The following is a 20634-nucleotide window of genomic DNA, read 5'->3' as shown; positions in this document are numbered from 1 at the left end:
AAATGAGGAGTGAACGGCAGGGCAGCGTACAGAGCCATCATGTTCACAGTACGCCTTCTCACCGCTGCGGGTTCCCGGTAGCATCGGTCCCGACACAGGCCCCCACACGCTCAGCCAGCGCTCGCCAGGGTTTGATCTGAAAGTGGTTGTGGCCCAGTGGACTGGTGCTCGGCAGCACCCAGACTTCCGCACCTTCGAGCCGGGTGGACTGCGGGCCGTATGCCAACTGGCCCGTCGGCAGCCCCAGCACCTGGCTGGCTCCGCGCTTGCTGGTAAAGGCCACCACCTGGGGGAGGTAGTAAGCGATTCGGGCACGCACCTCGCCGGGTTCCCAGGCTTCTTTGGGCAAGTTGGCGTCCACCCCGCTGTGCTTCTTGGCCACGTCGGTCAGGCCGATGCCGAGCGCCAGCAATGCCGGAAATTCCTGGGGCGCGAACAGGCGCGGGGTCAGGCCCACCTCGGCTAGGACCCGCCAGAATTTGTTGTGCGGATTGGCGTAGTAAGCCCCGGCGCGGGCGCTGATGCGGCTGGGCGCGGTGCCGATCAAGACCAGCCGCAGCCCCGGCGCGAGCAGATCCGGCACCAGGTGGCCCGCGCCGGACGGCACACCGGACTGTTCAGTCGTCGCTGTAGCGCTCATCGTTGAAGGGATCGCCGCGCATGTGGTAGCCGTTGCGCTCCCAGAAGCCCGGTGCGTCGGCGCTGATAAATTCCAGACCATTGATCCACTTGGCACTCTTCCAGAAGTACAGGTGCGGCACTACCAGCCGCAGCGGGCCGCCGTGCTCGGTTTCCAGCGGCTTGTCGTCGAAGCGGGAGGCCAGCAGGTTTTCGGGCCGCACGAAATCCTCCAGGCTCAAATTGGTGGTGTAACCCCCCACCGAGTGAATCATCACGTGGGTCGCCTCAGGCTTCAGGCTCAGCAGCGGCATCAAATCGGTCACGCGGATGCCAGTCCAGGTGGTGTCGAACTTGCTCCAGTGGGTCACGCAGTGAATGTCGTAGGTCAGCGTGGTCTGCGGCAGGGCACGCAACTCCGGCCAGGAGAATTCCCGTTCCTCGGCCAGCCCGAACACCCTCACTTTGGCGTCTTCAAGCTTGTAGCGCGGCGCGGGGCCGTAAGTCAATACCGGAAAACGGGTGGTCAGCGACTGGCCGGGCGGCACACGGCCATTCATATCGTCTGCGGGTTTCTTGAAGAAGTTGCCGAGCATGGCTGCATTTGAGCGCTCCACTGGCCCGAGCTTGGTAAGCGCCGCTGCCTTAGACGTACAGAACCAGCGTTGATCAGCCCCGGATTAATGCCTTCCTCACGTCCGCTTAAGGTGCTGTCACGTGCCCGTCAGCTTGAACCGGCAAAGTGAGAGGTATGAACAGGGGAATTTTAGGACTCATCGGCGCGGCGGCCCTGCTGTCGTCTTGTAATGTCACGGTGACAACGCCCGCTGACAACTCGTCGACCACACTGAGTCTCGACGCCATCAGCTCCTACACCAGCCAGTACAAGCTGCTCACCAGCACCCAGGATCAGAATGGCAACACGCTGGCGGCTGGAACGCCCATCATCTGCGACAACCTCAACACCCGCCTGGACGTGGGCGTGAGTTGGACCGGTGGTTTGCAGCAGATTGGCATTCGCTTCAAGGGAGCACTGACCGGCACCACCACCAACACCAGCGTCTTCGGCGACCGCTACAGCACGCCGGACTACAGTGGTAACGGCACGGCCAGCATCACCATTCGCCCCGGCCTGGCACCGCTCAAGGTCAGTAGCGGTATCAGCGCTCAGGCCATCGTCGTGACACCTATCAACACTGTGAACGTCAAGGGATACACCTACGTTCAGGCGTTCGGCAAGGACAGCAACGGCAATTACAGCAATGTGGTCCAGAGCGTAACTGATATCCCCGTCGCTGACTGCTCCTGAGCTTTCCAAAACAGTTCCGCTCCTCTGTTCGTTCCAGCTGCTTTCCCGCCACCGCCCCCACTTCACAGGAGACTCCATGAAACTCAGCGCCAAAATGCTCTTGCCTACCCTCGGCCTTCCCCTTCTGCTCGCCGCCTGCGGTAGCGCCAGCACTGGCTCGGCCACCGTCAAGTTCAATGACCTGAAAACCGAGTTCAGGGACTCCAATGGCAAGTACGTGGCCTGCGACACGACCAACCTCAATCCCGGCACGACGGAGATCACCAACGTCGCCGTTTACTACACCGCTACCGGTACCATCAGCAGCCTCGATATCGGTCTGCTGGGCAACACCAGCAACGCCTACGACAGCAATTACAAGACCAGCGTGCAGGGCAGTCAGCTCCAGTCCATTAGCGGCAACGACTTCAAGACGGTCTTCACCGCCGATTCGAGCACCGGACTGCTGCCCCAGGCCATCGTGGTCAAGCCCAACCCTAACGTGGCCATCAAGAACGTGACCACCAGCGGTGGGGCGGGCAGCTTCTACGCTCAACTGACGCTTCATAGCGGTAGCGCGGTCGCGAGCACCAACAGCAAGTTGGCCACTCTGCCTTCCATCCCGGTGTACACCAACTGCACCGTGACCAGCGTAACCAACGAAAAGCTCTGAGCTTTTTGCTTCTTCGGACCGCCCCACTGTGGGCGGTTTTTTTGTGGCTGCTCTGCGCGCCTGCACGCTACACTGCACCCACATGTCCACTTCAACCCCAGATGCTGCCAAAGACGCGTTGTACCGCTCCTGGCTCACACTGCTCGGCTGGCTCGGCGAGGAAGCCGCCGCACGCGGCCTGAAGCTGAGCAAGGTGGCCGACTTTCCCGATTACATCTACCGCATGGAGCGGCCCTACGACCTACCCACCACGACCATGAGCGTCAGTCTCAACCGCGCCGACCCCCAGCAGTCGGAAGGCGGTCAGGCGCTGTTTCTGGCGGCGGTCAGCCCCCGGCACGTGGACCTCGGCGGGGTGTCACTGCGGGTCATGGGCGGCAGCAAGCACTGGCATCTGCACACGCACGCAGGCGAGTTGCTGGAAGGCAAGCGGCCTTTTACCCGCTCGCGCCTCGCCAGCATCCTCGACGGTGTGCAGGAGGGCGTGGACGCCTAGCGCGGCAGCTTCATCCGGCTTTGATTGATTCCAGAGCAAGTCTCCATGCAATCCGGCTCAAAATTGATTTCGCGGTGAACGGCGACGTACAGTGGCTCCACGACCAATCGGGAGGAACGCCATGGACGAGACGCTGCGCGTTTCCGGAACATCACGGCCCAACGCGGTGGCGGGGGCCATCGCCGCCTTGATTCGCAGCGCCGGAGTCCTTGAAGTTCAGGCCATCGGACCGTCTGCCGTCAATCAGACGGTTAAGGCGCTGGCCATCGCGCGCGGCTACCTGCGTGGCGACGGCCTAGACCTGAGTGCCCAGCCTGCCTTCATCAAGCTCGATGTGGCCCAGGAGGAGCGCACCGCCGTCCGGTTTCTGGTGCGGCGCGAGGTGGCGTTGCCAGGCAGTCTGCCCGGCACAGCCGTCGAGGCGGCGGCCACCCAGACGGAAGCGTAAGTACAGCGGGTGACGACACTGTGAACGGCATGAACGGCGCTGTCAGAACCTGGCTGTGCTCGGGCGTCCGTTCCCCCTCCTGCCAACGTCTATACTGGGAAATCGCATGACCAGAGCCAAACTTCCGATGACCCGGCGCGGGCACGACAAACTCGCCGACACACTCAATCACCTCAAAACCACTCGCCGTGAGCAGATCAGCGACTACATGGGCAGCGCCCTGGCCGACGGCGATTTGCGCGAGAGTGCCGCCTACGACGAAGCCCGCATGCAGCAGTCGGAAAACGAGGCGCGCATCATCGAACTCGAAGACCAACTCGAGCGCGCCGTGATCGTCGACGAGAGCGGCCAGGACGGTGTGGGCCTCGGCGCGAAGATCAAGGTCCGGGATGCCAGAGGCACCGAGCGGGCCTTCGAGATCGTCGGGACCTACGAGGTGGACGTGCTCAAGAACCGGATCAGCGACCAGTCGCCGATCGGTCAGGCGCTGCTGGGCAAGCGCGTTGGCGACAGCGTGACGGTGCAGCTTCCCAAGGGCAGCGCCGACTTCACGCTGCTCGAAGTCGTCTACGACTGAACCTTACCCGAACCCGGCCAGACCACGCCAGATAGAGAAGCCGCGCTCCCGAAAATGGGGCGCGGCTTCATTTGGATCGGGCGCGGCGAAGTCAGGTACTCAGGACAGTTCGTAGGAAACAGGTTCACGGCGTCGCACGAAGGCCGCCACTCCAGCAATGGCGAGCAGTACGACGTTGAGGCCGATCCAGAGGATCAGCAGAAGGGTCAGTAAATTCATTTCTGACTCCAGTATGAAGGCCACGTCAGAAAACAACTGTGAACATCCATACGTCAACTGTTGATGGCCGCTGCGACCTCGACGAGGAGTTCCGGGCGGAAGCGCTGGCCGCTGGCATGCTCGAGCTGGCGGGCCAGCACGCGGGCCGGAAAATCCGGCAGGCTCAGCAGGGTGGCCCCGGCGCGCTGCACCGCGTGAGTGGCCTGCCCCATCAGGTCGAGCACCGTATGGTACGGCTGCACCAGATCAGCGGGCAGGCTGCCCCCAGTGAGAATGAGCAGATCGGCACGCTCGGCCAGTCCGCGCAAGGCCGCGTCGCTGCGGGTCAGGGCGAAGGCAGCCAGTCCGGCAGGCAAATCACGCGAGATGGCCTCGGCCTCACGGTGGGTGTCGGCGACCACGGTAATGGCCTTGAAACCGAGCCGGGCCAGCCCCAAGCCCAGCCGCAAATCCACCGCCGAGCCAATCAGCACGGCGTGCGCGCCCCTGACGGCATAACTGCTGTCCTGAACGGCATTGAGCAGCGCTTCGGGAGCAGCGTAGGTGCCGCGCGGCCCGCCGGCAAAGGCCACGGCGTCGCTGAGTCCAGCGCGGCGGGCGTCCGGGTCGAGCTGAAGGTGCGGGGCGGCCTGGGCGTGCAAGCTGGGGTGCAGCAGCGCTCCAGCAAAGCCCAGCGCGCCGCAGGCGGACAACACTTCCGGCAGCGGGGCGGCGGCCACCCCCAGCACCACCAGGCCGAACTCGCGCAGGGCGCGGGCAGCGGCCACCGGGTAGCCGATCAGGGCCAGCGCTGCCTCGCTCACAGCACGTCCCCCGGCACACCGCGCTTGCGCAGGTTGTTCTGGGTCTTGCGCCAGCGCAGGCCGCGCGTGATCAGCGGACTGAGCGGGTTGAGACTCAGCTCGTAGCCGGGAAACCAGAGTTTCTCGCCGCCGAAGTTCTCCTTCATGCGGTACACGCCGAAGCTGTGCTTGCCCTCGTCGAGCTGGCGCGGAATGCCCCAGAAGTCGAAGGTGCGGTAGCCGCGCGCCCGCGCGTCAAGCATGGCCCCCCAGTAAAAGGCGGTGGGCGCCTTAGCGTCCTTACGCTCGCCGCCGCCCAGGCCGGGCCGGTCATCCTTGATGCTGCCGCCGAAGAGGTAATTGGTGACCGCGCCCATCGCCAGAAAGAAGCCCCCGGCCAGCGCCCGGCCCTCATGGCGGGCCAACACGATGTAGGCGTCGCCACCGTGGGCCGCGCCATCGCACAGCATGGTGCGGTAGTAGGCCTGCGGAAACGCGCCGAGCTGGGCACGCTCGTTGGTGGCGGTGAAGATGGTCCAGAATTCGTCAAACAATTCGGCCCCGCCGCTGACGACCTCGACCCCGAACTTGCCCGCCGCCTTGACATTGCGCCGCGCCATGCTGTGCAGATTGGCGAGCAGTTCCGACTCGGGCCGCGCCAGATTCACCGTGATGGTGTGCTCCGGCTGCTCGGCCTCGGTTCTGTGCCAGGGACCGATCTGTTCGGGAATCAGCTCGGGGCTGCGGGCAAAGGGCGGCTCGATTTTGATCAGGCTATCGTTGAGGCGGGCCACCTTCCGCAGGACCGGAGCCAACTGCGGCAAGCGGGCCATGCTGTCGAGCACCGGGCCGCGCGGAGCGTAGAGCAGATCGAAGCCCGGCACCAGGCGCTTGCGGATGAGTTGTAGCGCCCCAACGGTCTGCCCGGCGTCGTGCAGCAGGTAGCGGGTCGGCGTCTGGCCCAGTTCGCGGCGGGCCTCGCCGTAGCCCCAGCCTTGCAGGGCGCTGGTGATCGGCATTCGGGCCACCACCTCGTCGTAGGCGCGGGCGTCTTGGGTGGAAAGCAGCTCTAAAGGCACGGTCAGGATTGTAGCAGGGGGTAGGAAGATGGACGGATGTTCAAAGCGCCCGGATGACTTTGGGCGCTACAGTAGGGAGGTGAAACTTTACCTCCTGACGGCCCTGCTGGCCCTGACCTCGCTGGCGGCAGCCCAGACCGATGCCCCGGCCACCACCGACCCTGTGCCCGCCCAGACGACGCCAGCACAGCCGGCTCCCGCCACGCCCGCCAACCCGGCCACGACCGCACCTGCGACCCCAGCCAGCGACACGGCGGCGCCGGAAGCCGACCCCACCACCGTGGTCGCCTCGGTGGGCGGCACCGACTACACCCTGGCCGAGTTCGACCGCTCCTTCCGGATGGCGGTGGCCCGCAGCGCCAACGCCCAGGGCATGCCCTACAGCGCCGATATGGAAGCGGGGTTCGCCCAGTACCGCCCGCAATTTCTCGACACCTTCGCGCGCCAGCAGGCCGTGCTTCAACTGGCCGAGAAGGGCCAGTACACCAGTGACGACGCCGCCATCGACACCCAGCTCACGGCCGACCGGGGCCAGTTCCAGAGTGACGAGGAATTTACCGCCGCCCTGCAAGGCAGCGGCTTTGCCGACGAGACCGACTACCGCCTGTCACTGCAAGAGCAGCAGATCACCAGCGCCTACCTTAAGGCCCTGTCAGCCCGCTTCAAGTTCAGTGACGCCGTCGTGGCTGGGTTCTACAGCCTCAACAAGGCTAGCTTTACCCGTCAGGCCCAGGCCTGCGTCAAGCACATCCTGGTGCCCACCGAGGCCGAGGCCACCCAGATCGTCAAGGATCTGGCAGCGGGCGGCGACTTCGCGACGATTGCCAAGGAGAAGTCCAAGGACCCCGGCAGCGCCGTGCAGGGCGGCGACCTCGGTTGCCTCGCGCCCGGCGACACCGTGCCGGAATTCGACAAGGCCAGCTTCGAGGGACCGCTGAATCAGGTCCAGACCGTCAAGTCGCAGTTCGGCTACCACGTGCTGGTCGTGACCAAGCGCACCGACGCGGGCGTCGCGCCGCTGAGCGAGGTGGCTCCCCAGATCCGTGACCAGCTCGCCGCCGATGCTGCCCAGAAGTATGTGGACGCCCAGATCAAGCGCCTGAACTTGACCGTGTACGCCGACCGCCTGCCTGCCGCGCCCACGCCTGCCCCGACGGACGACACTGCGCCTGCTGACAGTGCGCCCGCGCCCACCGACGCCGCACCCAGCGACACGGCTCCCAGTGACACTGCCCCAATGGACGCCGCGCCTACCGACGCGCCTCCTGCGCCCTGAGCCGCAGCTGGTTTACGCCCGCCCACCTCTGGTCAGGTGGGCGGTTTTTTTACAGCTTTGAATCGGCTGCCCAAGGCACAAGCCGCAGCATGTCGCTCAGCCCCGTCAAGACGAAATCGGGGACCACGCCCGGCGGCAGCGGGTGGCCAGTGGGCAGGTAAGCCGCCCGCATCCCTGCCGCCTGCGGCCCGACAATGTCATTGGTGGGCGAGTCACCGACGAACAGCGCTTCTGGAGCCTCTACGCCCAGTCGTGCCAGCGCCAGCCCGTAGAAGCGCGCATCGGGCTTGGCGACTCCAGCGGCCTCGCTGATCAGCAGATCGTCGATCAGTGGCAGCAGGCCGAGGCGCTCCACCACCGCAGTCTGCAGCTCAGTGCGGCCATTGGTCAGCACGCCGAGTTTCAGGTCGCGCCGCCGCAGTTCCCGCAACAGCTCGTGCGCTCCGGCCATCAAGCGGACGGCGGCCAGCTTGTGCTCTCCAAAGTCGGCCAACAGGGCGGCGGGGTCGTGCGGCAGCCGATACTCGGTCACCAGAGCCGCGAACACTTCCGGCTTGGACCGGTAGCCGAAGTCGTCCAGCTCGGTGAAACGCTCGGCATAACTAGCGGGCAGCCCGAAGCGTGACAGGTGACCACACAGATACCCGGCAATCGTCGCCGGGCGGTCATGCAGGGTACCGTCGAGGTCGAAGAGTACCGCTCTGAGCGCCCTCAAACGCCGGACCGCAGGGTCAGCTCAGGAATCTGTGCGTCGCGGGGGGTGTCCAGCACGAAGCGCACCGCTGCGGCCAGGGTCGCGGGCTGAATGAAGTCAGCAGGCTGGTATTCGGCTCCCTCCTGCCCACGGACTTTTTCCTGCATGGCCGTGGCAGTGCGGCCCGGATAGACGCTGGTGACGCGCACACCCGCAGCCACCTCCTCGGCCCGCAGCGCGTCGGCCAGGGCGCGCAGGGCGAACTTGCTGGCGGCGTAGCTGCTCCAATGGGCACTGGCAGAAAGGCCCGCTCCGGAGTTGACGAACACCACACAGCCGCGCGTCTGTCTCAGCCCCGGCAACAGCAGGCGGGTCAGCTCGGCGGGGGCCACCACGTTGACGGCCAGCGTCTGTGACCAGAGTTCGTGCGACTGCGCGGCCACCGCACCGAGTTCGACCACTCCGGCGTTGTGAATCAGATTGTTCAGCAGCGGCAAACCGGCCAGCGCCGCCGCGAACGTCTCAGGCTGGGTCAGATCGAGCAGCAGCGGGCGGGCGTCGGGCAACCCGGCACAGAGGGCGTCCAATTTGGTTGCATCCCGTCCCTGCAAGATCAGGTGGTGGTCGCGGCAGGCCTCGGCCAACGCTCCGCCGATACCGCCGGTGGCTCCGGTGATCAGGGTAACGGGGGCCGGGGAAGTGAGGGCAGTCATGGGGGCAGTGTAACCAGCCGGGAAGCGGAGAAGCGCTCCTGAAACTGAACGGCACTCCAGAGTTGCGCCTCGGTCCAAACGGTGCCGGGCCGCACCACGATCAGTTTGTCCTTGCTCTCGCCGCCGAGTGTACCGGGCAGTTCACCGTCACTGACCGGAGAGATCAGCCCCGGCCAGCGTGGATGGACGCTGCCGAGCGGGCGGTCCACCACGACCCGCACCATCTGGCCGAGGTAGGGCGTGAGATCGGAGCACATGGAAGAAGCGTCACGCGGCTAGACTGACCTTCACGCATGGGTCTCGCGGACGATCCCTTCACCTACCAGCCGACCCGAGACGGGCGGCTGCGAATTTCACGCGGCGCGAAAGTGATCATGACGCTGGGTGGTGAGCGGGCCGGGAAGCTGCTGAAAGCGCTTCAGGCTGCCGCCACCGAAGACGCCCGGCAACAGCTGCTGGCCCGTGCCACTGGCAATTACCGGCGCGGCAACGAGCGGACGGCCAGGCCAAAGACCCCGCAGCGACGCTGATGCTCTCCCCCACCCGTGCTCCGGCGTAGAATCGCGGGCATGAGCCAGCTTCAGAATCTGTCCCTGACCGACGCCGAGCAAGCCAGCGCCAACGCCGAACTGTTCGATCTGCTGCGCATTCCCAGCGTCAGCGCCGACCCCACCCGCGTGCCCGACATGCGCCGCGCCGCCGACTTCCTGCAGGCCAAGCTGGCGTCCCTGGGCTTCATCGCCCGCGTGGAGGCCACCGCCGGACACCCGGTGGTCTACGCCGAGCGCCTGGGCGACCCCACCCGACCCACCGTGCTGATCTACGGCCACTACGACGTGCAGCCCGAAGCTCCGCTCGAGGAGTGGCTGACCCCGCCGTTCGAGCCGACGGTGCGTGGAGGCCGCATCTACGCGCGCGGGTCCACCGACGACAAGGGGCAAGCCTACGCCCACCTGCGCGGCGCGGAATTGCTGCTCAAGCAAGGCGAGTTACCGCTCAACGTCAAGTTCCTGCTGGAAGGCGAGGAGGAGGTCGGCAGCAAGAATCTGGAGCCGTACCTGCGCGACCACGCCGAACAACTGGCCTGCGACGTGATCGTCATTTCCGACGGCTCGCGCTTCGCGCCGGACGTGCCCACCGTGACCTACGGCCTGCGCGGCCTGAGCTATGTGGAAGTCCACGTGCAGGGGGCCAACCGCGACCTCCACAGCGGCAGTTACGGCGGGGCCGCGCCCAACCCGATCAATGCCCTGTGCCAGATCGTCAGCCAGCTCAAGGACGAGTCGGGCCGCATCACCATTCCCGGCTTCTACGACGGCATCGACGAGATCACCCAGGAGGAGCGCGACATGTGGGCAGGGTTGCCGCACGACGACGCGGCCTTCGCGGACAGCATCGGCGCATCCGGGCTGCCGGGCGAGGCGGGCTACACCACCCTGGAGCGGCTGTGGGCACGCCCCACACTGGACGTGAACGGCATCTGGGGCGGCTACCAGGGCGAGGGCAGCAAGACCGTGATCGCCGCCAAGGCCGGAGCCAAGATCAGCATGCGGCTGGTGCCGGGCCAGGACCCCGAGAACATCACCAAGCTGATTCAGGCCTACATCCCTACCCTGGCCCCCGAGGGCGTCCAGGTGGAGGTCAAGGGGCTGCACGGCGGCCAGCCGGTCAAGATCGATCTGGACAACCCCTACGTGCGGGCGGCGGGCAAAGCGCTCGAACAGGTCTACGGCAAGGCCCCGGCCTTCACGCGCGGCGGCGGCTCGATTCCGATCGTGGCGGCCTTCCGGGACATTCTCAAAGCGCCGGTGGTGCTGGTAGATTTCGGCCTCAACGAGGACGCTCCGCACAGTCCCAACGAGAGCTTTGCGGTGGCCGACTACCACAACGGCATCCTGACCAGCGCTTATCTGTTGCAGGCACTGGCACAGGCCGAGTGAAGTCCGGGCGATGAGGTCTGGCTCGATGCGTCTAGGCTTTCTCTCCTCGCACGGCGGTAGCACGGCGCGGGCGGTGACGGCGGCCTGTCAGCGCGGCGAACTGGCGGCCACCCCCGCGCTGCTGATCAGCAACAACAGTATGTCCGCCGTGATGCAGTGGGCCGCCGACACGGGGCTGCCACACTTGCACCTCAGCCGCGCCGCCCACCCCAACGCGGATGAGCTGGACGCCGCTATCATGGCCGCCCTGCACGCCCACCGGATTGACGCGGTGGTGCTGAGCGGCTACATGAAAGCGCTGGGGCCACTGACGCTGGCGGCCTACCGGGGGCGCATGCTCAACGTGCATCCCAGCTTGCTACCGCGATACGGCGGGCGCGGCATGTACGGCGACCTGGTGCATGCGGCGGTGCTGGCGGCAGGCGACATTGTCAGCGGCGCAACCGTGCATCAGGTCGAGGCGGGCATCGACGAGGGCGCGGTGGTGGCACAGTCGCGGGTGGCGGTGCTGCCGGGCGACACGGTGGCGACCCTGCGCGCCCGCGTGCAAGCCACCGAGGGACCGCTGATGATCGCCGCCCTGCAACAGCTGGTTGGACAGAAACCAGCCGGAGCCACGGCATGAAACGCAAGGTGTTCGATCGCCGCATCTGGTCGCGCGCCGTCAGCGGCGAGCAAACCACCCTGAGTCTGCCCGGCGGCCTGCTGGTGGACTACCGGGCGGGTGAGGTGACGACGCCGAAGTGGGTGACCGTCGCGGGTCAGGCGCGCTGCATTCTGGCTTCCGGCTACCGCTGGGTCCATTACGCGCCCAGCGGGGCCACCCACGCGCTCACGGTGCAACTCGACGCGGCAGGCCGGATCCAGCAACTCTACGTGGACGTGGGCGAGGCCAGCGGCGTCGGCGTGGACGGCCTCCCCTGGATGGACGACCTCTACCTGGACGTGGTTGGTCTGGTGGAGGTGCAACAGGACGGGCACTGGCGGGTGACGGATACCGAGGTGATTGATCAAGAGGAGCTGGACGAAGCGCTGCGCGCCGGACAGGTCACGCCGGGGCAGCACGCCTTTGCCTGGGCCGAGATCCGGCATGTGCTCGCCGCCCTCCACGCCCAGACCTTCGCGCCGCTGGAAGTGGTGCGCCGCTACCTGCAAGACCCGTACACCTGACTTCCCGGCTGACAGACTTGCATCCAGGCCACCGGACGCGCTAACTTGGTCGCCGCTGGAACGGTGTCCGAGTGGTTGAAGGAGCACGCCTGGAAAGCGTGTATAGGTGCAAGCTTATCGAGGGTTCGAATCCCTCCCGTTCCGCCAGCAGCAGCGGGCCACTCCGAGTTGGGGCGGCCCGCTGCGCTTTTATGTGTCGAGCGCCCGCACCCGCCGGGTCGCCTCGTCCAGAATGGCACGCACGTCCGCTTCCGTCTGGGCTTCCACATAGACGCGCACCACCGGTTCGGTGCCGGACGCGCGGAACATGGCCGACGCGCCGCCCGAAAGGTCGAGCTTTACTCCGTCGCGGGTGTTGACGCCCTCAACTGCGTGCCCGGCCACCTCGCGGTAAGCGGCCGCCTGACTGAGGAGCCGGGCCTTGTCGAAACCGGCGCTGAGGTGCAGATCGGCCCGGTCATAGACATGCTTGAAGCCGACGTCCGCCTCGATCTCGGCAAACAGCTCACCGAGACCCTGACCGCTCATCGCCACCGCCTCGATTAGCAGCAGGCTGTTCAAGAGGCCGTCGCGCTCGGGAATGTGGCCGCGCGATGACAACCCGCCGGACTCCTCACCGCCGATCATCACGGCCTTGGCGGGGTCGGCCTGCCCTTCCAAGAACGCGTCAGTGACGTACTTGAAGCCCACCGGCGTTTCCAGCAGCTCCAAACCCAGTTTGTGGGTCAGCAATTCGATGATGCGGCTGCCAGATACGGTTTTGACGACCCGGCCCCGCAACCCGCGCCCATATAGATGCTTGATGAACACCGCGAAAATCTGGTGGCTGTTGAACACCTGCCCACCCGCCGTGACGGCCCCGACCCTATCCGCGTCGCCATCGGTCACGACGGCGAAGGTCTGCCCCGTTTCACGGCCCAGCAACGCCATGAGCAGGCCGAGGTTGGCCGCAATCGGCTCGGGGTTGACGCCGCCAAACAGCGGGTCCGGCTGGCCACGCACCTCGCGCAGCTCAAAGCCGAGGGCGCGGCTGCGCACATAGTCGCTCAGCCAGCCCGCCGCCGCGCCGCCCATCGCATCGTGGTAGACCGTGCCCCGGTAAGCGCGCAGGGCCGCAAGATCGAGTTGCCGGTCAAGCTGCTGGAAATAGGCTTCGCGAATGTCGAGCGGCTGAATCTTCCCGGCTGGCCCGCTGTAAGGCTCAGGCCGCGCCAGGGCCGCCTCCACCCGCGCCACCATCTCTGGCGTGGCGCTGCCACCATACGGTCCCTTGAGCTTGTAGCCGTTGTAAATCGGCGGGTTGTGCGAGGCGGTGATCATCACGCCGCCCGCCGCCCCCACGTGAAGCGCCGCGAACGAGAGGGCGGGCGTCGGCAGGTAGGCTCCGGCCAGCCAGACATCGAGGCCCTGACGCGCCATCGTCTCAGCGACAACGCGGGCAAAATGGTGACCCTGAAAGCGGGGATCAAAACCCACCACCACAGAGCTGTCACCCGAAACCCGCAGCATCTGGGCATGGGCCTGTGCGACCAGACGCAGATTGGCGTAGGTAAAATCCTCGGCGATGATGTCACGCCAGCCGTCGGTTCCGAATGTGATGGGCATAGTGAATTCTCCGAAAAGAGGTCGGGAGTCTTGCTGCGCCCACAGCCTAGCAAATGCTTGGCTCGCCGCCCGCTCCGCCTGAGTGTCAGGCACGGGTAGTGTTGACACCCACCCCTTTCCCCACTATTATTCCCTCCGTGCTGAAAAGCACCCCTTGAAAGGGCGGCGATCGAAACCTTCACCGGTTTTTTGACCCGACAGGTGTGGCCCCATCGTCTAACGGTTAGGACACTACCCTTTCAAGGTAGCGATACGGGTTCGAATCCCGTTGGGGTCACCACCATTGCCTCCGTTTTCTGCCGCGTGCAGGGCGGAGGTCTTTTTTGGCTGGTGTTGGCCCGGCCCTGTGACACGCGCCTTCGTGGAATACTGCCGGACGTGCCGTTGCCCGCCGCCCCAGCTGTTCCCGCGCCTGTTCCTCACCCCGCAGCCATGCCGTTCGCGCCGCCGCGCTGGCTGTCCTGGCTGATCGCCGCCGTACCGGTGCTCCCATTTTTCTACCTGGCCGCCTTCGGGGCCCTCGGATCGCTGCGGAATCTGCCGAAAGTAGCCCGCTGGATCTTGTTTTATTTTGCTGCCTCGCAGGTACTGGCCGCGTTGCTGACACCCAACCCGCTGCTCTCACTGGCTTTCGGGGGCGTTCGCACCCTGCTGATTCTGGCGATGGTCGCGGCAGGCGTGTTTTTGCAAGACAGCCGCCAGTTGCGCCCGCTCCTCTGGGGGCAACTCGTCATCTTCATCACGGCCTGGGGCTATACCCTGCTGACCCAGGGCGTCGCAGGGGTCGCGGCGCGGCTCAACCACCCTTACTACTACCCGGTGTCGCTGGGCTTGGTGGCAGTTACCTCGCTATGGCTGGTGATGTTCTGGCGCGGTGGAGCGGCCTGGTGGCGTGGCGTGGCGGGCCTGATCGCCGTCGCCACGCTGCTGGCGGCTGGGAGTCGGGGGCCGACGCTGGCGCTGGTGGTGGGCAGCGTCGCGGCGCTGTTGCTGGCCGGGGTGCGGGGCAGCCGACGCTGGGTGGTGGTACCGCTGGGCGTGGTGGCCACTGCCATTTATGTGGTCAGCGCCCTGCAACTCAAGTTCACGCCGATTCTGCGCTTGATAGATGACCAGACCAGCGGGCGTAGTTTCGTCTGGGCTGATGCCCTCGCCGCCTGGCAAACCTCACCCCTCGGCGGGGTGGGGGCGTATCAGGGCGGGCCATACCTGACTTACCTGTTCAAGGGCGGCTGCCAGCTCAACCCGGTATTGGCCGCCAACCAGATTCAGTGCCCGGAGTGGCTCGGCGGTTTCAGCGGCCTGTGGTTGATCGCCCACAACGCCTGGCTGCAGTGGCTGATGGAAACCGGCGTGGTGGGCCTGAGTGGGCTGCTGCTCGTTTACGGTTACGGGCTGTGGTCGGCAGCCAAAAGCCGCGACCCTCTGCTGATCGCCGTGCTGTTCGGCTACACCGCCATGAATTTCGTGGACGTGGTGATCGCTGTGCCCAGTCCGCACTTCGCCGAGCTGTGGTGGGTGGCGCTGGGGATCAGCGTGTGGCGCGCGCGGCCAACGGAGACCCACGATGGCTGATTCCAAGATCAGCCCGACGTTCGACCACACCTTGAATCTCAGTTCAGTCGAGCAAGTCAATTTCCGGGGACAGGAAGCTTGGGGCCGCTGGCTTCTGGGGCACCGAGCCAAGCTCGTGTTGGCTGCTCCAAAAGACCAGCCCGGCGAGCTTGGTTTCAATTTATCCTTGCCCTATGAAGGCCAATGGGCCGAACTGGTCCTCAACGGTCAGGTTATTTTTCGCGGCTCGCGCCTCACCAAGTCAGCAAGCGAATTCCGTTCCCAATTGCTGATTGAACTGAAGAGAGGTTCCAACACACTTGAGATCCTGACCAACCGGAGCAACTTAGATGGACTCGGAAAACCGTTTGCCAAAAACGACAACACCGATATCTCAGTGGGTCTGGGTCAGCTCGATTTCAAATCCGTTCAAGTGCGTCCGAACATTCTCTATGGACCGCAACCCAGCAACTTCGTTGGTTCGGCTTATAGTTCGGCAAGTTCTCTGGGCCTCGAGAAGCTGACCGAGCAAAGTGGCTCGCTGACCGTGGAGTACCGTCTGCTCCGCCGCTTTGAGCATCAGGGCTTTACCTTTTCTTTGGACGGCAAATCCGTTTACGAACTGCCGACCGGGACGCCGGGGAATTTGCTGGTCGGTCGGTTCAATCTGCCTGCCACCCCACCGGGTAAGAATGGCGTCCACGTGCTCAAGGTCAATAGTCGACCCGTTGCACCGCCAGCCCAAGCTTTTTTGACGACAGCTCAGGACGACCCCAACGTGCAGTTCTATGTTCAAAAACTCGAAATCAGGCCCACTACACCAAATCTTCAAACCAATGGCTGGGCAGCAGGAATACTGACTCTGATGCTCGGCAGCTTGCTGTGTCTGCTCTTCTTCAGACCTAGGCGGACCTGAAACCAGCTTTCAACGCTTCCCACCGCTCTGTGTTTAGGCTCACGTCCCCAGGCAGCGTCACGCCCGCCTCTGCCCGCGTGCCCTCGCGCACGTCCGGCTTGCGTCGGCGCGCCAGCTCATAGACACTCTTGCGCTCGGTGGCGATATGCAGCACCTCGTCCGAAATGGTGAGCGCATGCTGCACCGCTAGAGCGATGTCCGGCGCGATGATGTCCACGTAATCCTGCCCGGTGAACACGTCGCTGAAGGCCACCGGATACGCGAACTCGCGGGGCCGGAAGCTGGTGCGGATGATCAGGTGCGACGCGGCGGCGCGGGCGGCTTCCTCGGCCACCAGTTTTGTCAGCGAGTAGTAGTTGACCACGGGGCCCGGCGTATCGTCCTCGCGGTACTGCCCGGTCTGACCGTTGAACACGTAGTCGGTGCTGATGTGAACCAGCTTCGCACCCACCGCGTTGGCCGCCTGCGCCACATGCCGGGTGCCCTCCACGTTGACACCCCAGCACTGCGCCCGTTCCTTCTCTGCGCCGCCCACATTGGTGTAGGCCCCCGTATGGACAATGACGTCCGGCTGCTCACGGCTCACCACTCCCAAGACGCTTGCAGCGTCGGTCAGATTCAGCTCCGCGCTGCTGGGGGCCATTACGCCGGGAAGCAGGGTACGCAACTCTGTGCCGAGGCGTCCGCTGCCGCCGGTCAGGAGAATCTTCACCCCATGTCCTCGGCCCACAGCTCGTCCCCGAAGAAGTTCCAGGGGAGCCTGCCCTCGTTGGGGTCGGCCAGATCGAACTGGGCGTCCATAGTGTAGATTAGGGTGGCTCCAGCCTCGCCTGCCTGATAGCCGTGCGCCACGCCGCTGGGGATATGTACCATCATCGGCTGCTCACCGCTGAAGACCAGCTTGCGCTTGACGCCCAGGGTCGGACTACCCTCGCGGCAATCGACGAGCCAGATCACCAGTTGACCCGACAGCACGCACCAGATCTCGTTCTGCTCATCTTTGACGTGAATGTGAAACGCATTGATGCGCTTCGGGGCGGCCCACGAGACACTGATCTGGCGCGGCATGAGCTGACCAGGCAAGCCCTGCACGCCCTGCTCGTCCAGCCGCAGGTACTCCATGAACGCGCCGTTCTCGCTGCGGTTTTTCCTGAGTGCCTGAAACCAGACGCCCTCGATCTGCGGCGCAGCGGGATAGCTCTCGAACTTGAGGGCTTGGGCGTACTCGCTGGCCAGTTTGATTTTGAGATTGAGGGTCATGGATGGCTCCGGTGCTCTTTGCTGAGTTTGAGCAGGTATTTGCCGTACTGGTTCTTGGCCAGCTTCTGTGCCTGCTCGATGAGTTGTTCAGTGCTGATCCAGTGGTTGCGCCAGGCGATTTCCTCGGGCGCGGCCACCTTGAGGCCCTGGCGGTGCTCGATGGTCTGGATAAAGCTGCTGGCTTCGAGCATGCTTTCGTGGGTGCCGGTGTCGAGCCAGGCAAAGCCCCGGCGCATCGTCTGCACGTCGAGCAGCCCGGCGTTGAGGTAGTGAATGTTGACGTCGGTGATTTCCAGTTCGCCGCGCGGCGAGGGCTTGATGCTCTTCACCACGTCCACGATATTCTGATCGTAGAAATACAGGCCCGTGACCGCAAAGTCCGACTTGGGCTGGGCGGGCTTTTCTTCTAATGAGACGGCCTTGCCCGCGCTATCGAATTCCACCACGCCGTAGCGCTCGGGGTCACCCACCTGGTAGGCGAAGACGGTGGCCCCCTCGGTCTTCTGATTGGCGGCCTCCATCAAATCCGAGAGGTCGTTGCCGTAGAAGATGTTGTCGCCCAGAATCAGGGCGCTATGGTGGCCGCGAATGAAGTCCTCGCCGATCAAGAAGGCCTGGGCCAAGCCCTCGGGTTTGGGCTGCACGGCATACTCCAGCTGAATACCCCACTGCGAGCCGTCGCCGAGCAGTTGCTTGAACCGTGGGGTGTCATCGGGCGTCGAGATGATCAGGATCTCGCGGATACCGCCGAGCATCAGGGTGGTTAGCGGGTAGTAGATCATTGGCTTGTCGTAGATGGGCAGCAGCTGCTTGCTGACCGCCAGCGTCGCCGGATACAGCCGGGTGCCGCTGCCGCCCGCCAGGATGATGCTCCGGCGCGCTGAAGTAGTGGCGGCATCTGCTGCTACGCTCACTGACCGGCTCCAGCCAGACGCTCGGCGTACTGCTTTTCATAGTATTCGCGGAACTCGCCACTACGAATCGGCTCCCACCAGGCCTGGTTCTCGGCGTACCATCCGGCGGCCTCAGCCACTGCCTGCCGTGGATCGTACTTCGGCTGCCAGCCCAGCGACTTGAGTTTATCCACGTTCATGCTGTAGCGCCGGTCATGGCCGGGGCGGTCGGTGACGTGCCTGACCAGACTGTGGTCCTTGCCGAGCGTGTCCAACACAATATCGACCATTTCCAGATTGGTCATCTCGCGTCCGGTACCGACGTTGTAGACCTCGCCGATGGTGCCGCGCAGCAGTACGGTTTCGATGCCGGTACAGTGATCGTAGACGTGAGCGTAGTCGCGCATTTGCAGGCCGTCGCCGTAAACCGGGATAGCCTCACCCAGAATGGCGTTGGTGGAAAACAGCGGCACGGCCTTTTCCGGATACTGGTACGGCCCCACGTTGTTGGCCCCGCGCGTGATGGTCACCGGGATGCCGTAAGTGATGGCGTAGGCCTGCACCAGTTGATCGGCGGCGGCCTTGCTAGCAGCGTAGGGACTGCGCGGGGCGAGTTCGTCCGTCTCTATACTCTGGTGGTCGTCCTTGATATGGCCATACACCTCGTCGGTACTGATGTGGTGAAGCCGGATGCCCAGTTCACGGGCGACTTCCAGCAGCACGTGAGTGCCACGCACGTTGGTGTCGGTGAAAACCAGCGGCCCGAGAATGCTTTGGTCCACGTGAGTCTCGGCCGCAAAGTTGACGATCAGGTCAATCTGGTTGTCCTGGCAGGCACGGCGCACGGCGTCCATATCGCCGATGTCGCCTACCACCAAGCTGAGATTGGGCTGGTCCCACAGATCGGCCAGGTTTTCCTTTCGACCGGCGTAGGTCAGCTTGTCGTAGACGACAACTTTGCTCTCAGGATGTTGGGTGAGCCAGTAACGCACGAAGTTGCTGCCGATGAAACCGCAGCCCCCGGTGACGAGTAGATTTTTCATATGGGCTTCCTCTCCAAGGTTGCACCGTGGAACTCCACGGAGAGCGGCGCAATGAGGTCTTCTGGATTGCGCCCACTCTGCCAGGCCAGTAGCGCCGCATCCATCGCCTGTCTGAATTGGTGGTCAAAGCGTTGGTTGCTGAAGCGAAGCGCGTTTTCACGGCAAGCTGCCGGGTTGAAATCTGTTTTCCGGTCTTCAAAGCGGAACACGGCGTCCATCAAGCTGCGGGGCGTCTGTTCCTCGAAAAAGAGGCCTGTCTCACCGTCGCGTATAGTCTCTACTGCGCCACCGCGCCCATAAGCAATAACTGGCGTACCACAAGCTTGGGCTTCAATCGGGGCAATCCCGAAATCCTCCTCAGCGGCAAAAATGAAGGCGCGGGCACGACGCATCTGTTCGCGCATCACGTCAAACGGCTGATAGCCCATGATGGTGACGTTGGGTGCCGCCAACGCCCGGATCTTGGGCATCTCGGGGCCATCACCTATCACCACCAAGCGTTTATCGGGCATCCGTGAGAACGCCTCCACAATCAAATCAATGCGTTTGTAAGGCACCATCCGTGAGGCGGTCATGTAGATATTGTCCCGCTCCTCAGCAGGCGTAAACGCGGAGGTGTCGACTGGAGGATAAAGAATCAGCGAGGGCCGACGATAAACTTTCCTGACCCGCTTAGCGATGAAGTCAGAAATAGAGATGAACAAATCCACGCCCGGCTCCGTCCGCGTGTCCCACAGCCGGATGTAGTGAAGCACCGCCCGGGCTGCGGCTCCCTTAACGCCCTGCTCCAGGCCGGATTCCCGCAAGTATTGGTGCTGTAAATCCCAGGCATAACGTACGGGCGAGTAGCACATACAAACGTGCAACTGCTCCGGACCGGTCAGTACGCCTTTTGCGACGGCGTGACTGCTCGAAAGAATTAGATCGTAGCCTGAGAGATCGAACTGCTCAATGGCCAGAGGCATTAAAGGCAAGTACTGTCGGAACGCCGTTCTGGCTTTGGGGAGATGCTGAAGAAACGAGGTGGTGACTGAACGGTGGCCGATAAAGCCTCGCTGCTCAGGCCCAAGAAAATCAACCAGACTGAAAAGGTCCGCCTGCGGGAAAGCGGTCAGCATTCGTTCGAGAACGCGCTCCGATCCAGCATGGGTCACCAGCCATTCGTGGATGACGGCGACTTTTAGATTGTTTCTGTCTCTCTCCATGATCCCCTTTCAAGACAAAGGGAGTGAGGCCGAATCTATGCCCACGACCTCCTCCCGTTGTCCCATGTTACATCCTTAGATTGCCCGTATTTGATTAGCGGTCTGTGTAGGATCCGTAATGGAGCGCGTTCAAGCTAGGTGCGTCACCTTCAAGATTGCTAACTTGGCATGCACCACAACGGCCT

The 20634-nt window shown here is 64.1% G+C and carries 25 protein-coding genes and 2 tRNA genes; 14 read left to right on the top strand and 13 right to left on the bottom strand.

The genetic code is table 11. The features are described 5' to 3' along the window. Positions 1-58: 58 nt before the first annotated feature. Both GUI70_RS18030 and GUI70_RS18025 read right to left on the bottom strand, forming a co-directional pair. Positions 59-640 carry a mismatch-specific DNA-glycosylase gene (locus tag GUI70_RS18030; protein ID WP_161883704.1) on the bottom strand — a complete coding sequence of 194 codons (582 nt, stop codon included), beginning with the start codon at positions 638-640 and terminating at the stop codon, positions 59-61. Next, on the bottom strand, positions 618-1214 hold the full coding sequence (locus GUI70_RS18025; RefSeq protein ID WP_161883738.1) for a sulfite oxidase-like oxidoreductase: 597 nt from the start codon (positions 1212-1214) through the stop codon (positions 618-620). The genes GUI70_RS18030 and GUI70_RS18025 overlap by 23 nt, the downstream gene beginning before the upstream one ends. Positions 1215-1369: 155 nt before the next feature. Here GUI70_RS18025 and GUI70_RS18020 point away from each other — a divergent pair, with 155 nt between their 5' ends. The 5 genes from GUI70_RS18020 (at position 1370) to GUI70_RS18000 (ending at position 4100) form a co-directional block, all read left to right on the top strand. After that, positions 1370-1927 (top strand): hypothetical protein, encoded by a 558-nt coding sequence (locus tag GUI70_RS18020; RefSeq protein WP_161883703.1) that lies wholly within the window; start codon positions 1370-1372, stop codon positions 1925-1927. Between the two features lie 76 nt (positions 1928-2003). Beyond that, positions 2004-2579, top strand: a complete 576-nt coding sequence (locus tag GUI70_RS18015; protein WP_161883702.1) for a hypothetical protein — start codon at positions 2004-2006, stop codon at positions 2577-2579. 82 nt (positions 2580-2661) lie between these two features. Continuing rightward, entirely contained in the window at positions 2662-3075 is a 414-nt protein-coding gene (locus GUI70_RS18010) for an NADH-quinone oxidoreductase subunit 15 (protein WP_161883701.1), read from the top strand. Positions 3076-3196: 121 nt separating this feature from the next. Further along, on the top strand, positions 3197-3523 hold the full coding sequence (locus tag GUI70_RS18005; protein WP_161883700.1) for a stage V sporulation protein S: 327 nt from the start codon (positions 3197-3199) through the stop codon (positions 3521-3523). A gap of 106 nt (positions 3524-3629) precedes the next feature. Then, positions 3630-4100, top strand: coding sequence for a transcription elongation factor GreA (locus GUI70_RS18000; protein WP_161883699.1), 471 nt, complete (start codon positions 3630-3632; stop codon positions 4098-4100). Between the two features lie 272 nt (positions 4101-4372). Here GUI70_RS18000 and GUI70_RS17995 read toward each other — a convergent pair whose 3' ends face one another. Next, on the bottom strand, positions 4373-5122 hold the full coding sequence (locus GUI70_RS17995; protein WP_161883698.1) for a shikimate dehydrogenase: 750 nt from the start codon (positions 5120-5122) through the stop codon (positions 4373-4375). After that, the gene (locus GUI70_RS17990) at positions 5119-6180 is read right to left on the bottom strand and encodes a lipid II:glycine glycyltransferase FemX (protein ID WP_237725019.1); all 1062 of its coding nucleotides are present in this window, start codon (positions 6178-6180) and stop codon (positions 5119-5121) included. Before GUI70_RS17990 ends, GUI70_RS17995 begins: the two co-directional genes overlap by 4 nt. 79 nt (positions 6181-6259) lie before the next feature. Here GUI70_RS17990 and GUI70_RS17985 point away from each other — a divergent pair, with 79 nt between their 5' ends. Then, positions 6260-7456: a peptidylprolyl isomerase gene (locus GUI70_RS17985; protein ID WP_237725018.1), complete on the top strand. Its 1197-nt coding sequence runs from the start codon at positions 6260-6262 to the stop codon at positions 7454-7456. A gap of 49 nt (positions 7457-7505) precedes the next feature. Here the strand turns inward: GUI70_RS17985 and GUI70_RS17980 are convergent, their stop codons facing one another. Genes GUI70_RS17980 through GUI70_RS17970 form a run of 3 tightly spaced genes read right to left on the bottom strand, consistent with a single transcriptional unit; the run spans position 7506 to position 9120 of the window. Further along, positions 7506-8171, bottom strand: coding sequence for an HAD family hydrolase (locus tag GUI70_RS17980; protein ID WP_161883696.1), 666 nt, complete (start codon positions 8169-8171; stop codon positions 7506-7508). Beyond that, the gene (locus GUI70_RS17975) at positions 8168-8863 is read right to left on the bottom strand and encodes an SDR family oxidoreductase (RefSeq protein ID WP_161883695.1); all 696 of its coding nucleotides are present in this window, start codon (positions 8861-8863) and stop codon (positions 8168-8170) included. The genes GUI70_RS17980 and GUI70_RS17975 overlap by 4 nt, the downstream gene beginning before the upstream one ends. Beyond that, positions 8860-9120, bottom strand: a complete 261-nt coding sequence (locus GUI70_RS17970; RefSeq protein WP_161883694.1) for a hypothetical protein — start codon at positions 9118-9120, stop codon at positions 8860-8862. The genes GUI70_RS17975 and GUI70_RS17970 overlap by 4 nt, the downstream gene beginning before the upstream one ends. Positions 9121-9156: 36 nt before the next feature. Here GUI70_RS17970 and GUI70_RS17965 point away from each other — a divergent pair, with 36 nt between their 5' ends. The 5 genes from GUI70_RS17965 (at position 9157) to GUI70_RS17945 (ending at position 12120) form a co-directional block, all read left to right on the top strand. Continuing rightward, a complete protein-coding gene (locus GUI70_RS17965) occupies positions 9157-9393 on the top strand; it encodes a hypothetical protein (protein ID WP_161883693.1) in 237 nt (78 codons plus the stop codon). Positions 9394-9432: 39 nt separating this feature from the next. Next, entirely contained in the window at positions 9433-10803 is a 1371-nt protein-coding gene (locus tag GUI70_RS17960) for a dipeptidase (RefSeq protein WP_161883692.1), read from the top strand. 25 nt (positions 10804-10828) lie between these two features. Further along, a complete protein-coding gene (gene purN / locus GUI70_RS17955) occupies positions 10829-11428 on the top strand; it encodes a phosphoribosylglycinamide formyltransferase (RefSeq protein WP_161883691.1) in 600 nt (199 codons plus the stop codon). Beyond that, a complete protein-coding gene (locus GUI70_RS17950) occupies positions 11425-11973 on the top strand; it encodes a DUF402 domain-containing protein (protein WP_161883690.1) in 549 nt (182 codons plus the stop codon). Before purN ends, GUI70_RS17950 begins: the two co-directional genes overlap by 4 nt. A gap of 57 nt (positions 11974-12030) precedes the next feature. Then, a tRNA-Ser gene (locus GUI70_RS17945) sits at positions 12031-12120 on the top strand. Positions 12121-12162: 42 nt separating this feature from the next. Here the strand turns inward: GUI70_RS17945 and GUI70_RS17940 are convergent. After that, positions 12163-13578 carry a phosphoglucomutase/phosphomannomutase family protein gene (locus tag GUI70_RS17940; RefSeq protein ID WP_161883689.1) on the bottom strand — a complete coding sequence of 472 codons (1416 nt, stop codon included), beginning with the start codon at positions 13576-13578 and terminating at the stop codon, positions 12163-12165. Between the two features lie 205 nt (positions 13579-13783). Here GUI70_RS17940 and GUI70_RS17935 point away from each other — a divergent pair. The 3 genes from GUI70_RS17935 (at position 13784) to GUI70_RS17925 (ending at position 16048) form a co-directional block, all read left to right on the top strand. Then, positions 13784-13858: transfer RNA gene (locus GUI70_RS17935), tRNA-Glu, on the top strand. Positions 13859-13956: 98 nt separating this feature from the next. After that, entirely contained in the window at positions 13957-15153 is a 1197-nt protein-coding gene (locus GUI70_RS17930; protein WP_237725017.1) for an O-antigen ligase family protein, read from the top strand. Beyond that, positions 15146-16048, top strand: coding sequence for a hypothetical protein (locus GUI70_RS17925; protein WP_161883688.1), 903 nt, complete (start codon positions 15146-15148; stop codon positions 16046-16048). Before GUI70_RS17930 ends, GUI70_RS17925 begins: the two co-directional genes overlap by 8 nt. Here GUI70_RS17925 and GUI70_RS17920 read toward each other — a convergent pair. From GUI70_RS17920 to GUI70_RS17900, 5 genes are read right to left on the bottom strand one after another with little or no spacing between them, the layout of a single operon-like run. Further along, positions 16035-16760 carry an SDR family oxidoreductase gene (locus tag GUI70_RS17920; protein ID WP_161883687.1) on the bottom strand — a complete coding sequence of 242 codons (726 nt, stop codon included), beginning with the start codon at positions 16758-16760 and terminating at the stop codon, positions 16035-16037. The genes GUI70_RS17925 and GUI70_RS17920 overlap by 14 nt on opposite strands. After that, the gene (locus tag GUI70_RS17915; RefSeq protein ID WP_161883686.1) at positions 16757-17308 is read right to left on the bottom strand and encodes a dTDP-4-dehydrorhamnose 3,5-epimerase family protein; all 552 of its coding nucleotides are present in this window, start codon (positions 17306-17308) and stop codon (positions 16757-16759) included. Before GUI70_RS17915 ends, GUI70_RS17920 begins: the two co-directional genes overlap by 4 nt. Next, entirely contained in the window at positions 17305-18222 is a 918-nt protein-coding gene (gene rfbA / locus GUI70_RS17910) for a glucose-1-phosphate thymidylyltransferase RfbA (RefSeq protein ID WP_161883685.1), read from the bottom strand. Before rfbA ends, GUI70_RS17915 begins: the two co-directional genes overlap by 4 nt. Next, positions 18219-19244: a dTDP-glucose 4,6-dehydratase gene (gene rfbB, locus GUI70_RS17905; protein WP_161883684.1), complete on the bottom strand. Its 1026-nt coding sequence runs from the start codon at positions 19242-19244 to the stop codon at positions 18219-18221. Before rfbB ends, rfbA begins: the two co-directional genes overlap by 4 nt. After that, positions 19241-20449, bottom strand: a complete 1209-nt coding sequence (locus GUI70_RS17900; RefSeq protein ID WP_161883683.1) for a glycosyltransferase family 4 protein — start codon at positions 20447-20449, stop codon at positions 19241-19243. The genes rfbB and GUI70_RS17900 overlap by 4 nt, the downstream gene beginning before the upstream one ends. Positions 20450-20634 lie beyond the last annotated feature (185 nt).

This window comes from Deinococcus alpinitundrae (assembly GCF_009982895.1).
Lineage (GTDB): Bacteria > Deinococcota > Deinococci > Deinococcales > Deinococcaceae > Deinococcus > Deinococcus alpinitundrae.
Note: the sequence above shows the minus strand (reverse complement) of the source record. Positions and strands in the feature narration are given on the sequence as shown.